This window comes from Spirosoma sordidisoli (genome assembly GCF_004138325.1).
Taxonomy (GTDB): domain Bacteria; phylum Bacteroidota; class Bacteroidia; order Cytophagales; family Spirosomataceae; genus Spirosoma; species Spirosoma sordidisoli.
In genome coordinates this window covers 343,524-359,069 of sequence record NZ_SBLB01000005.1, presented here as the reverse complement: position 1 = coordinate 359,069, position 15,546 = coordinate 343,524, and the positions used below count along the sequence as shown (strand labels likewise).

Below are 15,546 nucleotides of genomic sequence, written 5' to 3'. Positions count from 1 at the left end.
TTTCACCCGTTCATTCATCGTCTGTCCATGAAGAAACATATTCTGCTGCTGCTGGCCCTGTCTGGTCTGACCGTCTCGTGCAGCAAACTGGAAGAATCGGTGTATTCGTCCATTTTCACGACCAACTTTTACAAAACGGCCTCCGACGCCGAAGCGGGCATTGCGTCGGTGGCGGGCTCGCTGATCAACCTCTACGGGTTTCCGCTCGTGGCGGTGTCGGATTTTGCCGCCGATCAGGCCTACCCGCGTGCCGTTGTGGGCCGCAACACCATCACCCTGTTTTCGTATGATCCGTATTACACGGCTCAGCGCAATTCGGGGCGTCACGAAACCGAGGGGCCGCAGGGGGTCTGGCGGTTTAGCTACAAAGGCATCGAGAACGCCAACTGGGTTATTGATCGGGTGCCCGCCATCCAGATGGACCCGCAACGCCGGACCGAGATCGTAGCCGAGGCCTACGCACTGCGGGCCCTCTACCACTGGACGCTCACCAAAACCTTTAACGAGGTGCCGGTAAAAACCCGCCCCAGCACCAGCGAAACCGAAGCCCTCGTCACCAAAAGCCCGCGGGCCGACGTGTACAAGCAGATCTACAGCGATCTGGACCAGGCCATTGCCGGCTTGCCATCGTACTCGGCCAGCCTGGTCAAAGGGCGGCCCTCCAAAGAAGCCATTCAGGGTCTGTATGCCAAAGTAGCGCTGTACAACGAAGACTGGCCCAAAGCCCTGCAACTGGCGCAGGCCACCATCAACTCGGGCAAGTACGCGCTCCTGCCAAACGTACTGGACGTATTCGACGTAGACAAGGAAGACGCAGCCCGGATCGAGAACATGTGGGCCGTTGAGGCCGATCGGGTAACCCCCAGCCGCTGGCTCACCGTCATGGGTATTGCCGGCCCCCGAAACAGCTCGGGCCCCGACTACGCCAAAGTATCGTTCGGCTCCTGGTTTGCGTACCAGTCGTTTTTCAACTCGTTTTCGCCCACCGACAAACGGCGGCAGCTGCTGGATACGACCTACCGCGACGTATCGGGCAAAGTGGTGCCGCAGCGCGATATTACCCCGGTAACGCCCAAAGGGGTGCTGATCCGAAAATACCGCGACCCCAACTCGATCGGCGAAGCCAATAACTGCAACTTCCCGATTATTCGTCTGGCCGACGTGTACCTGGTAGCAGCCGAAGCCGAAGCCCGCCAGAATGGCGCCACCGCCCTGGCCTACGGGTATATCAACACCATTCGTCGGCGGGCGGGGCTGCCCGATCTGACGCCGGGTCTGAGCAAGGACGCCTTCGTTGCCGCCGTGTTGCAGGAGCGCTCCTGGGAGTTGTTTGCCGAGGCCGACCGCTGGTTTGATCTGACCCGAACCAATACGTTCCTGACCGTGATCCCCAAAGCCGTAAACGACGTCTACCCCACCCGGACACCCCAGCCCAAACACCGCTACTACCCTATTCCGCTGGAGGAGATCCAGGCCAACCCCCGGCTGACTCAGAACGCGGGCTGGGAGTAGGTCCCGTTATCAAACGCTCATTCTCAACTTATTTTTCAATGAAACAGTACATTCTTTCGGCCTGCCTGGCTGGATGGCTGCTGATGCGCCCCGGCGTATCGCTGGCACAGCCCAAAAAACAGCCCTCGTTCAGCGGCATCTACCCACAGCTGGCCATGTATAACAACGAAGGCGAGTGTGGAACGGGAGCCGTTGTTCCCTGGGCAGGCCGGCTCTGGGTAATTACCTACGGCCCGCACCTACCGTTTGGCTCGTCGGACAAACTCTACGAAATAACCCCCGACCGGAAGCAGATTGTCCGGTCAGAAAGTATCGGCGGAACCCCCGCCAACCGGATGATCCATCCCGAGAGTAATCAGCTTTTTATTGGCCCCTACGCCATAGACAGCAAAGCCCACGTTCGGGTTATTCCCTACAGCGCCATGCCGGGACGCCATACCGGTAATGCCCGCCACCTGACCGACCCGAAAGACAAGATTTACTATGCCACCATGGAAGAAGGCTTTTACGAAGTAGACGTAAACAGCCTGACACCAACTCTGCTGTACGAAGACGGGAACCTGAAGACCAAAAAAGAGTCGGACGAGTCGAATAACCTGCAAAACAGCCTCCTGCCCGGCGCCCACGGCAAGGGCGCCTACTCGGGCCAGGGCGTGCTGGTCTACTCGAACAACGGCGAACCGGGTCCCAAAGCACTGGCCCAGTTCGACGTAGATGCCGGCTCGCTTTCGGAGTGGAACGGCAAAGACTGGACCGTTGTCCGCCGGAATCAGTTCGTTGAAGTGACGGGCCCCGGTGGACTCTACGGCAACAAAAACCCCGCTACCGACCCCATCTGGGCCACCGGCTGGGACCATAAATCGGTGTTGCTGGGCGTACGGGACAGCCGGGCCGGGTGGCGTTTTTTCCGCCTTCCCAAAGCTAGCCATGCCTACGACGGCGCCCACGGCTGGAACACCGAATGGCCCCGGATCCGCGATGTTGGCACGGCCGCCCAACCCGATTACCTGATGACCATGCACGGCATGTTCTGGCGGTTTCCGGGCACCTTTAGCGCTACCAGCACGGCCGGTATCAGACCGCGGTCGGCCTACCTGAAAGTCATCGGCGACTACGCCCGCTGGAACGATCAGCTGGTGTTCGGCTGCGACGATTCGGCCCAGAAAGAATTCCTCAACAAGCGGAAGACCAAAGGCAACCTCGAAGGCCCTGGCCAGTCGAACTCCAACCTCTGGTTTACGCCCCTGACCCTGCCCGATCAGCTCGGCCCCGCAACGGCCGAAGGCGCTGTCTGGCTCAACGAATCCGTTAAGGCCAGCGAACCGTCAGAACCGTTTCTGTTTGCAGGCTGGGCCAACCGCTCGGCCTGGGTTCAGAATACCGGCGCCCAGCCGATACAGATTACCTTCGAGGTCGACAAAACCGGACAGGGTACCTGGACACCCCTCCAAACCGTTGCCGTTGGCGCTCGCCAGTCGGCCTACACCGCCTTTGGTACCGACGCCCCCGGCGAGTGGATTCGGGTTCGGTCGGACAAAGCCACCACGCTATCGGCGCAGTTTACGTACTCGGCAACCGATACCCGCAGCACCGCCCCCAGGGCCCTGTTCTCGGGCCTCAGCTCCGTATCCAGCGCCAGTACGTCGGGCGGTTTGATGTACGGTCTGGGCAACAACCGGCGGGCGCTGGGTCTGGCGGCACTGTCGTACCAGGGCGGTCAGGCTACCGATGTCGGCTATTATGAACTGAACGCCACTATGCAGCTCGTTCGGAAAGAAGACGCCGGGGTGCTGGACGTGATCAAGGATAAATTCGCCATTCCGAAGCAGGTGGTAACGATCGATGAGTCGAGCGTGCTGATCGTCGATGACAAAGGCCGTCGCTGGCGGCTTCCCCTTGGCCATGCAGATTTTACGCCCCTGACCAACCAGGCAGCCCTCCGCATCTGCCGGGAAGTATCGACCGAGCGCGACCTGCTCAACTGCCACGGCACCTTTTACGAACTACCCGCCGAAAATGCCGACGGCTACGCCAAGATGCGGCCGGTAGCGTCGCATACCCTGCGCATCAACGATTATGCCTCGTACCGGGGCCTGCTCGTCATGACGGGCATCGACCTGAAAGCGGCCGGTAAAAATCCGCATATCATCGTCTCGGACGATAAAAAAGCGGCTGTCTGGGCGGGGGCCATCGATGACCTCTGGCAACTGGGCAAACCCACCGGACAGGGTGGCCCCTGGAAAAACACCGCCGTCAAAGCCGACGAAGCGTCCGATCCGTACCTGATTGGTTTTTATGACCAGCGCAGCCTGCAGCTCTCCCACAAAGCGACCCAGCCCGTAACGATCACGGTCGAAGCCGATCCGGTCGGCACGGGGGTCTGGATGCCGTACAAGTCGTTTACCGTGGCGCCCGGCCAAACCGTCGATTACAAATTCCCGGCCGATTTCCAGGCCCGGTGGGTCCGGTTCAAAGCCGATAAAGCCTGCCAAGCGACTACCCTGCTCCAGTACCGCTAGCGTAGCTGCTAACCCCAACGCATCGGCCGCGTACTACACAGTTGTAGGTACGCGGCCGATGATTCGTTATCAACGCGGGAAACGCTACAACCCGTCAGCTGCCAAACTGGTCAACCCTACTGTAGCTTAACCTTGAACCGACCATTCCGGAAGCGGGCTGTCGGGGCCGCGTCTGCGTTGGCAGGCCGCGTCGTATCTCGAGCCAGGGTAATATCGAAGGTCCCTTCAATTTCGGCCAGGACAGTATCATAGCGGGTTATGGCCAGCGTGCCGGACTGGGTCGCGTGTGGTCGATACTGATCCTGTATCACATCGCCCCCAATCAAGGTTATGTAACTGGCACTTACCCGGCCTGCGACGGCCGAAGAGCAGGGCTGCGCCGGAGCAAAGGTATACTGCCCCACGGCCCGGGGGATTCGGCTGAAATTCAGGCTCTGGGTTCCGCAATCGACGCAGAACGCCGGGGCCTGCACCCGCGCCCCTTTTGGATGGGGATAACGGCTTGTTATGGATAACGTAAAGGTGTTAACGGCGCAGGGGTCGTTCTGAACGTTCGGCTGCCAGGCCGTGGCCAGCCCATCCCACGGCTGATCATTCAGCAAAGCACGGGTGTTTGCCCCGAGGTCCGGATTAGGGCCGTCTTTGCCGCACGACATAGCGCCCATCAACATACACCACACCAGTCTGTAGAGTCTCATAGCCCGGTCTTTACTGGAACAGACCCCTACCCGGTCAGAAACGTTGGAACCAGCGGGCGTATCACTAACAAAATCCGGCTCGGGCTGCGTTTGACCAAACGCTGTTGACCGACAACAACCTGATAACTGAACAGGATCAGACTGCTGGGCAGCTAACCCACGGAACAGCGCTGACTTATCGGCATCGGGCGCGTTGATCCCGTCAGAACTGGAAATAGATGAACGAACTGCTGCTTTTCTGGCTCAGCACCACCAGCAGTGACAGCCCCGCCCAGCCTGCGCTCAGCACCCACCACGGCAACCGCTTTGCCTGCTCGGCCACCGACGTATTCCGCATGAGCCAGTGGCAGCCGACCAGCCCGACCGTTACAACGCCGACCGTCAGAAGTGCCGTGTTGGTCAGCATGGGCGGCCCGTTGCTTATCACCCCGAACATAGACAGCAGGAGCAGCATAGCCCCGTCGAAGGTTGGCGCGCGAAAAAAGACCCAGGTGATATTGACCAGAAAGAGCGTCAGCAATACCAGTCCGAAGCGGGCCAGGGGCGCGGCCAGCGAAGCCGGTACCACCGAGGCCCGGCTCATCACGGCTCCGTCGGCCATAGGTATGGCGGCCTGCCGGTTCGCGAGCCCCTGCCGGATCAGTCGTTCGAGGCACAGAAACAGCCCGTGTAAGGCGCCCCAGACTACAAACGTCCAGGAGGCTCCGTGCCAAAGTCCGCCTATGAGCATCGTCACCATCAGGTTGACATACGTCCGGACGGGGCCCTTCCGGTTGCCACCGAGCGGAATGTAGAGGTAGTCGCGGAGCCAGGTCGAGAGGGTAATGTGCCACCGGCGCCAGAAGTCCTGAAAGCCCATGGCCGCGTATGGATACCGAAAGTTGTCAGGCAATACGAACCCCAGACAGAGCGACACCCCGATGGCACAGGTCGAGTAGCCCGCGAAGTCACAGAAAATCTGCGACGAAAAGGCCAGCACCCCCATCCAGGCATCGAGCGTCTGTACCGGAAACGGCAATGAGAATATCAGATCGGCCGTGTCGGCCAGCAGACCATCGGCTACGGTCACTTTCATGAACAACCCCAGCGACAGCAGAAACAGCCCCCAGCTTAGTTGCTGGGCGGTGGCCCGGCGCGGGGTTTCGAACTGCGGAATCAGATCTTCGGGCCGTACAATCGGGCCGGCCACCAGGTGCGGAAAGAAAGTAACGAACAGCGCAAAGTTCAGGAACGACGGCTCGGGCGCGAACTTACGGCGGTACACATCGAGCGTGTAGGAAAGCGTGACGAAGGTATAGAACGAAATGCCGACCGGCAGAATGATATCGGGCTGGGCGGCCTGAAACGCAATACCCATTGCCGACAGCAGGGCCGTAAAGTTCTCGAGCAGGAAACCGCCGTATTTGAAGTAGCTCAGCATACCGAGGTTCAGCACGAGGCTAACCGTCAGCAGGAGTTTCCGGCGCAGGGGCCGCTCCTCCCCGCCAATCAGGCGGGCCATGTAGAAGTCGACTACCGTTGAGAGCCACAGCAGCAGAATAAAGGGCGGGTTCCAGAGGGCGTAGAAAAGATAGCTGGCCAGCAGCAGGTTAATTTTCTTCGTTCGCCAGGCCAGCGGCAGATTATGCAGCCCCAGAACAATTGCGAAGAATACAATGAAGGTGTAGGAGTTGAAGACCATATCAGGAAGAACGGCTGTGGATTAACGACAGGTAGGTATTGGCTGACCAAGCAGGGCCGACAGCGGCTCGCCCAGCGGCCAGCCCGTTTTCCGGGCCACGATCGGGATCAGGTCTTCGGTGAACTGAACGGCGTCGGCCGGGGTCAGGTGCGACCATTCGGGGCAGCTGAAGCGGGTCAGGGCCGGGTAGTCTTCAAAATAGATGCCGGGCGTCTGGGTGTAGGCCAGCAGCCGATCCCAGTACTGCTCCCGCGGGTAGAGCTTGTTCTCAGCCGCCCGCATGATCCCATCCGACGGGGTTCGGAGAAACAGCACCTGCCCGCCCCGCGCCCGAATCTGCTCAACCGACCGTTTGGTCGCGTCCAGGATAGCCTGCAGGGCCGGGCCCGTAACGGCGTTCGGTGGACTATGGGCACCCACATCCAGCCAGACGCCTTTTACTTTGTTCTGCAAGGCCGTATCGGCCACGAAGGCCGGGGTCATGATCGACTGCCGGTCCTGGTCAACCACGAAGAACTCGCGCGGAAACTGCGGCCCACCCCAGGTGCCGGGCCGGGCGGGCAGCGGCAGCAGGTTCAGCAGCGGCCCCAGCGCCAGGTTCCGGTCATCGAGAAAAAGCAAACCCGACTCGAGCAGCCGGTTGATCTGAAAGCTGGCCTGCTGCGACAGCGACCAGGTTGGGTAAGCCTTGACCCGTTTGATGGCTTCTTTCTCCGGGAAAGACCCGTCCGGGCTGAAGAACAGCATCTCCGTCACATCGATGATCACGGTGCCTTTGAAATTCGGGTCGTTGCCGAGGTCGGTCAGTACCGGGCGCGGAGAGGTGCCGTCCATCGACAGCTGGATGGGTTTTTCGCCGGTGATTCGAGCCCAGGAGCCCTGGTCCAGGTCGAACTTGATCCGCGACGAGCCGATCAGAACGGGGCGCGTGGGGCTGCTCTCGTACACCTGTCTGCGTTTGCTGGCCCACATACTTTCGTCGTCGTTATAGCCAATGGGCAGGTGCTGATTTCGCCAGTATAACTCCCAGCCGGCCACGAAAGCCAGCACGAGGCCGAGCGTCAGCCAGGCCGATTTTGTGTAATTAGGTGTGTTCATTCGGGCGCATAGACATGGTTATCTCAACCCTCCCATCAGACCGACGGGAGGATTGAGAAAAAGAGGAAGGTAGAATAAAGTATAAAGTATGGAGAAAGAATTAACGTCTGGTGAGGCCGTCCATCGCCACATCCTGACTGCCGTCGGCGTTGGTACGGATGCTGTAGCGGGTTGGGTAATAGCCTTGCGTCTCGAATTTGGCGGGCTGCCGGATGGCTTTGTCCAGATTCGGATTCGTTTTCAGGAAATCGAGGGTTACCATCTGCTCCCAGAATGTCACCTTGCCATCGTAAGACCCAAATACGAACGTTTCGGTAAAGGGCTGGCCCTTGAACTCGGGGCTGGTAACGTCTGACCAGTGTGCACCCATGGCCGGAACCCCGCCTGGCCCCTTCACGAAGTCGACGGGCAGATAGGCCGCAGCCGGTACGTTATCGAATTTGGCGGGGGCTTTATCGTAGGTCGGAATAGCCATCACTTCGTTCATCGGCTGTATATAGAAATGGAAGTCGAAGTGAGGCACCGTATAGATGCCCGCCGGTTCGTGTCCCTGCGGATTCCAGTCGATCATCACGTGTTTGAAGGGCGTTTTTTCCGTTGCCTCGTCGGGCAGCGCCAGCATGAACGCGCTGACGGTCTGGATGGATGGCATACTTTCCAGCGCTTCTTTGGTCATGGTGAACCCGATCGAGGCCGGATTACCCTGAGCATCGCGCGAAAGCCAGGTTCTGACTTTTCCTTTTCCCATCGCTATCGAAGGCCCGTAGACCCGATCGGGCTGGCTGTCGGTGTCGCTTTTGCCGCAACCCAGCAGCAGCGTAGCGGCTGATAAATAAAGGAGAATTTGTTTCATTGACGGGTTAAAAAAAGAGCGTTTCATGGCGAACTGATTAGGTCGGCAAGTAGCGCCCGGCGGCTCCAATCCGCTAACACCCTCGTAACATCTGATAACACCCTCGTAACAATCCATAAAAAAAGCCCGGAAAACCGGGCCTTCGACGCTATAAACAACCTGCTATCAGACCGTTGCCGCGCCGGGCTTGCGGTACTGGGAGGGCAGCACGCCGTACTTTTCCTGAAATACCCGGGCAAAGTAGGACAGGTTGTCGAACCCCACGGCATACGCAACCTGGGTCACGCTCTGATCGCCCTGCCGGAGCAGCCGGGTAGCCTGGTCCAGCCGGATGTCCCGAATGAAGTTGGTGGCGGTTGAGTTTGTCAGGGCTTTGAGCTTACGATGCAGCTGCATCCGGCTCAGGTTGGCAGCTTCGGCCAGGGCTTCGACCGAGAAGTCGGTATCGTCGAGGTGCTGCATGACCAGCGCCGTCAGCCGATCGATGAACCGCTGCTCGGCCGTTAGCGGAGCCGGTACGAGCAGGCTGGCGCTGGGCGTACTCAGCCGGGTAGCGAACCACTCATACAGCCGCTGCCGCTGCCGAATCAGGTTTCGTACCCGCGTCTGGAGTTCGACCCGGTTGAAGGGCTTGGTCAGGTAGTCATCGGCCCCGCGCTCGAACCCCTCAATGCGCTTCTCAACGGTAGACCGGGCCGTCAGCATCACGACCGGAATATGACTGGTTGCTTCCTGGGTTTTCAGCGCCTGGCAAAAGCCGAAGCCGTCGAGCCGGGGCATCATCAGATCGCAGATTACCAGACTGGGTAACAGGGCCGTGGCTTTGTCGAGGCCGTCGTAGCCATCTTCCGCTTCGATGATCTGATACTGATCGTCAAACACCGAGCGGACATACGCCCGGATGTCGGCGTTGTCGTCGATGATGAGCAGACTGTCGGCCGACTCGCCCAGCGGAACAGCGGGTTCGGGCAGCACCGGCACCGCCGTGGGTTCGGGTTCGGGCAAGACTACAACGGGCTGAGCCGGTACCGGCGGACCAGCTGACGGCAGGGGGAGCCAGACGGTAAACGTGGTACCGGCCCCGTGGGTACTGGCTACGTCGATGGTACCGCCCAGCACGGCTACCAGCTCGCTGACCAGTGCCAGCCCGATGCCCGTGCCTTCGTACAGGCGGTTGGCTTTCCCGTCGGCCTGGTAAAACCGCTCGAAAATATGCGGGAGGTGATCGGGCGCAATGCCGATGCCCGTGTCGGCAACGGTAAGCTGCAGCCTGTCGGTCCGGGGCGGTTCGGGGTAGCTGACCGTCAGACACACGTCCTGCCCGGCCGGCGTGAATTTCAGGGCGTTGGCCAGCAAGTTGGTTACGATCTTCTCGATCTTGTCGGCGTCGAAATCGGCCCAGCATTCAGTAGCCGTCTGGCGAAAGCTGAGCCGGATTTGCCGATCCCTGGCCAGCGCATCGAACGAGTGAGCCAGCAGCTGAAAGAAAGCCGCTATATCGCCCCGCTCGGGTTCGGGTCTGAACTGCCCCGCTTCCAGCTTACTCAGATCGAGCAACTGGTTGATCAGGCTCAACAGGCGGTTGCTGCTTCGTTCCATCAGGGCCACCGTCTGCTGGGTTAGCGTCACCGTCGACTCCGTCTGGAAACGCCGTTTCAGATCGGTGAGCGGCCCCAGAATCAGCGTCAGGGGCGTGCGAAACTCGTGTGAGATGGTCGTAAAGAACCGGGTCTTCAGCGCATCCAGCTCGGCCAGCCGGGTAGCCTCCTGCTGTTCGAAGCGAAGCCGCTGCTGAAGTTTCCAGCGCTGGGTCTGAAACCGGTAAAGCTGCCAGCCCAGCAGACCCGCTGCCAGCGCGTACAGCAGATAAGCCCACCAGGTTCGGTAAACCGGCGGATGAATCCGAATCCGCAACGCGACCGGCTCGCTCCAGGTCTGCCCATCGGCCGACCCCATGACCCGAAAAGTATAGTACCCGTCGGGCAGCTGGGCGTAGTTGGCAAAGCGGGTTGTACCGGCTTCGACCCAGTCCTGATCGATTCCTTCCATCCGGTACCGGTAGCGGTTTTTGGCCGAATTGGTAAAGTCCATGACCGAGAACTCGAGGGTAAGCAGGTTCTGGTTATGAGCCAGCTCGAGCCGGTCCGTATAGTCGATGGTCTGGGTCAGTATGGCCGCCGGGTCGGCCACGGAAACCGTTTTGTTATTCACCCGGAGGCCGATGATATGAATCAGGGGTCGCTTCTGCGAGGTACCGGCCACCTCAGACGCCCGGAACGTGGTGAGCCCGTTTACCCCGCCGAAGAGCAGCTCGCCCGTGGGTGACCTGACGTACGAGCTGGTGTTGAATTCATCGTCCTGCAGGCCGTCGGCCTTGGTGTAGGTTTTGAACCGGAGGGTTTGCGGATCGAGCTGGGCCAGTCCCCGGTTCGTACTCATCCAGAGCATCCCGAACTCGTCGGCCAGCAGACCGTACACGACCTTGTTGGGCAGCCCCTGCTCTTCGGTGATGTGCATAAACTGCCCGGTTTGTTTATCCAGCCGCTCCAGGCCCCCTCCTTTGGTGGCTACCCACAAGTAGCGGTCGGGCTGGCGCGGGTCGTTGATAACGCTCAGCACAAAATCGTTGCTCAGGCTATGCCGATCCTTTTTCGAGTTTTTATAGATTGAAAATGCGGGCTTTGTCTGGTAATGGCGGGCTTTGACCAACCCCTGCTGCGTGCCGATCCAGAGCGTGCCGGATCGATCCTCACAGAGCGAGTACGTTTCGATTTCGGCCCCGCTGCGGGGTAACAGGCTCTGGTAGCTGAAGACGGTAAAGGTTTCGGTGACGGGGTTGAACCGCAGCAACTGCCCGTTGGTGCATCCAAGCCAGAGCTGGCCGTCTTTTGCTTCGATCGTCTGATTGCCGTAGAACCCGAAATCAGCCTGAGCGGGCAAGGGGTACTTTTTGATTAGCTGCCCATTGCCCGAGAACCGGATCAGTGAGGCTTCGTGGGTCTGGAAGTTGACGTTCGACGCCCAGAAATCACCCCGACGATCCTGCATTAGGTAGCGTTGTCGTTTGTCGGCGGCTGGCAGATCCGCGTCCAGAAACGGCAGCATCTGGTTCGTAGCGCGGTCCAGCCGGGCGTAGGCATAGGTATACCGCACGTAGGTACGCCCTTGCCGGTCAACGTAAAGACCGGATAGCGACGTCCTGGGCAGATACGTTTGAAAAGACTTGATGCGGGGGTTGAACTTCCGAAGCCCGTAGCCGCTGGTGCCGATCCAGATATTATCGGTCCTGTCTTTCATCAGATTGGTGACCGAATACAGATTGGGGGGTAACTGCGCAAAGGCCGTACGGGCGCTCAGGCTGTCCTGCCCGAAGAGGGCGGCAGGCGACAGGATCCAGAGGTGATCGGTAGTGGCAACGGCCACCTGCAGCGAATCGATGGGCCGCAGCTTCACACTGAAGTAATCCTTCCCCGGCAACCAGATCGTTTTGCGCTGCCCCCGGTACCACCCAACAATCCGGTCGCTGTAGGTCACGAACCGGAACTGGTGGGCCGGGTCTTCGTACATCGAGTGCATATCGACAGACGCCGGGTCAAACGCCGGTAGTTTGGTTGCACCGGCCGGGCGCTGCCAGTTGATGGCGTAGATCGCATCCGATGTGCAGACAAAGGCCTCTCCGTTCGGGTGAAAACTGACGTAGTTGGTGTTGTTCTCGGTGTTGATGTCGGCCCGGTCCAGCGCAACGGGGCTGATGCTGACCTGGCGGGTGACGTTAGGCCGGTCGGGGTAGTGCGCCTGAAGCGGGGCCGGTAAGCTGACCTTGAATACCTTATTTTTATCGGTTCCGACCCAGATGTTGCCGGCGGGGTCTTCGGTCAGTAAACAGATTTCGTAGTTGCCCGCGTCGGGAGCCGCCTGATCGCTGATGTCGATATGGTAAAATCGCTGGGTCCGATCGTCGAAGAGGTTGAGCCCTTTGTTGACAGTACCCACCCAGAGCCGCTGGTGCCGATCGATGAGCAGAGTCGAGCAGCTGTTGTCCGAAAGCGTAAAGTCGTTGTAGGGGTCGTGGGTAAAAACTGTAAAATTATGGCCGTCGTACCGGTTGAGGCCGTCTTTGGTGGCAATCCAGATGAACCCCTTCCGGTCCTGCTTGAGGTCAAAGATCATACCCTGCGACAGACCGTCGGATATAGTCAGTTCCTGCCAGCCTTTCGGCTGGCCAAAACTCAGCAAAGGAAGACAAACCAGTAGGTATAAGAAGCGCATTTTGAGCCGTTTAGCTGCCCAAAATACGTAAATCAGCAGTGACTAGATCTGGCTATTCCTAATTATTTCCATATGATTACTTCTGGAAACGCTGACGCCCTTTCGCCACCATCAACGTATAGACTCGACCGGTTTGACCCGTTCTGGCCAGGCTGCCTCAGTCGACCAGGCTGAACAGGTGGTTCCAGCGGATTTTATGCCAGACGTCGGCCGGAACGGGATCGATCGACAGCCAGACCAGTACGGCTTTTCCGATAACGTGGTCGTCGGGTACGAAGCCCCAGAAGCGGGAATCTTCGGAATTATGCCGATGGTCGCCCATCATGAAGTAATAATCCTGCCGAAAGGTATACGACGTCATGGCGCGTCCGTCGATGGTTACCGTCGCTGGAGTTAGCCGCACATTGGTCTGGCCTTCGTAGCGCTCGATGACGGGGCCATAGACCGCAATGGTCTGCTCGTTGATGGGTACGGTCATGCCTTTCTTAGGTACCGTAAGTGGGCCGAAGTTATCCAGGTTCCAGGGAAACACAGACGAGCCGTAGATACCAGGTTGTGCCCGACCCGGTTGCTCCAGCATCGGTTCGACGCTGCTTATCCAGCTAAAGGTTTTAAACTGATTGATGATGGTTTCGCTGGCGTGAACCCGATACCCTACCAGCACCGGCCTCTTTGTCGCTTCGTCAACGGCTTCCAGCGGCTGCCAGTTAATAAACGGCCCCTCCGCGGAGTTGAAATCGTTGACGATGCCATATTTCCGGAAAAAGCGCTCGTCGAGCACTTCGGTCGTTTTCATAAAATAGCTTTGCTGCGCCTTCACCGGAACGGCCAGGGGACTGTTGTTCACCAACACCTGCCCCGCCCGGATAGCCACGACATCGCCCGGGAGTGCCACGCATCGCTTGATAAAATTGGTTTTCAGATCGCTGGGGTAGCCAGCCTCATCGGCCCGGGGCGCGGGGTAGTTGAAGACCACCACATCGCCCCTTTTTACGTGCGAAAAGCCCGGCAGCCGGAACGAAGGCAGTTGAATCGCGGTACTGAAAGCCGGCAGGTCGGTACCCCAGATTTTCTGGTGGGTAAGTGGTATCTGCAACGGCGTTTTAGGTGTGCGGGCTCCGTAGTGCAGTTTGCTCACAAACAGATAATCGCCCACGAACAGGCTTTGCTCCATGGATGGCGTCGGAATGGCATACGCTTCGAAGGTCAGGAATCGGATCAGCGTAGCGGCCACCACGGCAAACAGGATCGAATCGGCCCATTCGCGGAGCGCAGATTTGGGTGAGCTGGCCGGTTTTCCAGCCTTTGTTTTCTTTGTAAACATGATACGATTACCGTCTCCGGGTGAATGACCACTGCCAACTCACTGTGAATTAGCGATTAAAAGGTACTGTAAACCTCAACCGTTATCCCTGCCTTTTACACAGACGGCTTTTTTGCCAGTTTAAATCACTCTGGATTAACGTGAACTCCGGCAAAAGCCAAGCCCTGTCTGTACCATCACAGCGTAGCGTGGGTAGCATCGCTCGGTTGTCGAGATCATCTACGGCCCGTCAGGGCCAGAACAGCGCAGCGTCGGTAGCCCCGTCGGGTACCCAGATCATCCCTGGCCCGTCAGGGCCCAAACAGCGTAGCGTCGGTAGGAATCGACAGGCGCCCATCAATCCCTGGCCCGTCAGGGCCATCACAGCGTAGCGTCGGTAGAAAACATCCCTCCAGGTGGGAACCAGGTGCCGTCAGGTACCTAACCTGTTATGTCCCTGACGGTATATGGCTTTTATCGGGGTCCGCTCCCATGATGCTACCCACGCTGCGCTGTGATGTACCTGACGGCACATTGTGTTTGCTGACCCCGCTTCGCTACCGACGCTGCGCTGTTTGGGCCCTAACGGGCCAGGGATGATCTTGACAACGGATGATGCCACCGACGACGCTACGCTGCTCTTACCCTGACGGGTCAGGGGCGATCCTGAACGATGCTACCAATGCGCTGGCCCGTTAGGGCCTTAACAGCGCAGCATCGGTAGAGAAAGGAACAAAAAAAGCGGGCTCTTTCGCTGAAAGAGCCCGCTTGTATGATGTGCTTACGCTGCTTATCCCTGAACGTTGTCGGAGGTCAGCTTGGCACCCAGATATTCCCGGTTCATGCGGGCGATATGGTCGAGCGAAATCGACTTGGGGCACTCGACCGAGCAGGCGCCGGTAAAGGAGCAGGCGCCGAAACCTTCGGCATCCATCTGAGCCACCATCCGCTCGGCCCGCTGCTGGCTCTCGGCCTTACCCTGCGGCAGAATAGCCAGCTGGGATACCTTAGCCGATACGAACAGCATTGCCGATGCGTTCTTGCAGGCCGCTACGCAGGCGCCACAGCCAATGCAGGCAGCGGCATCCATAGCCTCATCGGCCACCGTACGCGGAATCAGGATTTCGTTCGCGTCACGCGCCGAGCCCGTGTTCACCGATACGTAACCACCGGCCTGAATAACCCGGTCAAACGCCGACCGGTCAACGACCAGGTCTTTGATAACCGGGAAGGCCCGCGCCCGCCATGGCTCGACCACAATAGTGTCGCCGTCGTTGAACGAACGCATGTGCAGCTGGCAGGTCGTGGCTCCCGTCTGCGGCCCGTGGGCGCGGCCGTTGATATACATCGAGCAGGAACCACAGATACCTTCGCGGCAGTCGTGGTCAAAGGCAACGATCTCTTCGCCCTTTTTGGTCAGCTCGCCATTCAGCACGTCGAACATTTCCAGGAACGACATATCCGGCGAGATGTTATCGAGTTGGTACTCGACCAGTTTGCCTGGGGTATTATTATTTTTCTGTCTCCAGACTTTTAAGTTGATCTTCATTGTTTGATGGGTTTTACGCGGTCCCCCGCCGGGATTTTCGGTTTGTGGTTTTCGATGGGTCTTT

9 protein-coding genes are annotated in these 15,546 nt (G+C 58.9%); 2 read left to right on the top strand and 7 right to left on the bottom strand.

What is annotated here, in order from left to right:
* Positions 1-27: 27 nt before the first annotated feature.
* Both EQG79_RS19240 and EQG79_RS19235 read left to right on the top strand, forming a co-directional pair.
* Positions 28-1,512, top strand: a complete 1,485-nt coding sequence (locus tag EQG79_RS19240; RefSeq protein ID WP_129603274.1) for a RagB/SusD family nutrient uptake outer membrane protein — start codon at positions 28-30, stop codon at positions 1,510-1,512.
* 38 nt (positions 1,513-1,550) lie between these two features.
* Complete coding sequence (locus EQG79_RS19235; protein ID WP_129603271.1) at positions 1,551-4,031, top strand: hypothetical protein; 2,481 nt, start codon at positions 1,551-1,553, stop codon at positions 4,029-4,031.
* 116 nt (positions 4,032-4,147) lie between these two features.
* Here EQG79_RS19235 and EQG79_RS19230 read toward each other — a convergent pair whose 3' ends face one another.
* The 7 genes from EQG79_RS19230 to EQG79_RS19200 form a co-directional block, all read right to left on the bottom strand.
* The gene (locus EQG79_RS19230; protein ID WP_129603269.1) at positions 4,148-4,729 is read right to left on the bottom strand and encodes a hypothetical protein; all 582 of its coding nucleotides are present in this window, start codon (positions 4,727-4,729) and stop codon (positions 4,148-4,150) included.
* Positions 4,730-4,931: 202 nt separating this feature from the next.
* Positions 4,932-6,410, bottom strand: coding sequence for an MBOAT family O-acyltransferase (locus tag EQG79_RS19225; RefSeq protein ID WP_129603267.1), 1,479 nt, complete (start codon positions 6,408-6,410; stop codon positions 4,932-4,934).
* A gap of 21 nt (positions 6,411-6,431) precedes the next feature.
* On the bottom strand, positions 6,432-7,508 hold the full coding sequence (locus tag EQG79_RS19220) for a hypothetical protein (protein WP_129603265.1): 1,077 nt from the start codon (positions 7,506-7,508) through the stop codon (positions 6,432-6,434).
* Positions 7,509-7,608: 100 nt separating this feature from the next.
* Complete coding sequence (locus EQG79_RS19215; protein ID WP_077919525.1) at positions 7,609-8,361, bottom strand: DUF5602 domain-containing protein; 753 nt, start codon at positions 8,359-8,361, stop codon at positions 7,609-7,611.
* Between the two features lie 165 nt (positions 8,362-8,526).
* A complete protein-coding gene (locus EQG79_RS19210; protein ID WP_129603263.1) occupies positions 8,527-12,630 on the bottom strand; it encodes an ATP-binding protein in 4,104 nt (1,367 codons plus the stop codon).
* 157 nt (positions 12,631-12,787) lie between these two features.
* Entirely contained in the window at positions 12,788-13,954 is a 1,167-nt protein-coding gene (lepB, locus tag EQG79_RS19205; protein WP_129603261.1) for a signal peptidase I, read from the bottom strand.
* Positions 13,955-14,723: 769 nt separating this feature from the next.
* Positions 14,724-15,482, bottom strand: coding sequence for a succinate dehydrogenase/fumarate reductase iron-sulfur subunit (locus tag EQG79_RS19200; RefSeq protein WP_077919528.1), 759 nt, complete (start codon positions 15,480-15,482; stop codon positions 14,724-14,726).
* Positions 15,483-15,546 lie beyond the last annotated feature (64 nt).

What these genes read in the sequence shown, in the direction of transcription:
- EQG79_RS19240 (WP_129603274.1), top strand. Translation starts at nt 28, where the DNA reads ATGAAGAAACATATTCTGCTGCTGCTGGCCCTGTCTGGTCTGACCGTC.
- EQG79_RS19235 (WP_129603271.1), top strand. Translation starts at nt 1,551, where the DNA reads ATGAAACAGTACATTCTTTCGGCCTGCCTGGCTGGATGGCTGCTGATG.
- EQG79_RS19230 (WP_129603269.1), bottom strand. Translation starts at nt 4,729, where the DNA reads ATGAGACTCTACAGACTGGTGTGGTGTATGTTGATGGGCGCTATGTCG.
- EQG79_RS19225 (WP_129603267.1), bottom strand. Translation starts at nt 6,410, where the DNA reads ATGGTCTTCAACTCCTACACCTTCATTGTATTCTTCGCAATTGTTCTG.
- EQG79_RS19220 (WP_129603265.1), bottom strand. Translation starts at nt 7,508, where the DNA reads ATGAACACACCTAATTACACAAAATCGGCCTGGCTGACGCTCGGCCTC.
- EQG79_RS19215 (WP_077919525.1), bottom strand. Translation starts at nt 8,361, where the DNA reads ATGAAACAAATTCTCCTTTATTTATCAGCCGCTACGCTGCTGCTGGGT.
- EQG79_RS19210 (WP_129603263.1), bottom strand. Translation starts at nt 12,630, where the DNA reads ATGCGCTTCTTATACCTACTGGTTTGTCTTCCTTTGCTGAGTTTTGGC.
- lepB (WP_129603261.1), bottom strand. Translation starts at nt 13,954, where the DNA reads ATGTTTACAAAGAAAACAAAGGCTGGAAAACCGGCCAGCTCACCCAAA.
- EQG79_RS19200 (WP_077919528.1), bottom strand. Translation starts at nt 15,482, where the DNA reads ATGAAGATCAACTTAAAAGTCTGGAGACAGAAAAATAATAATACCCCA.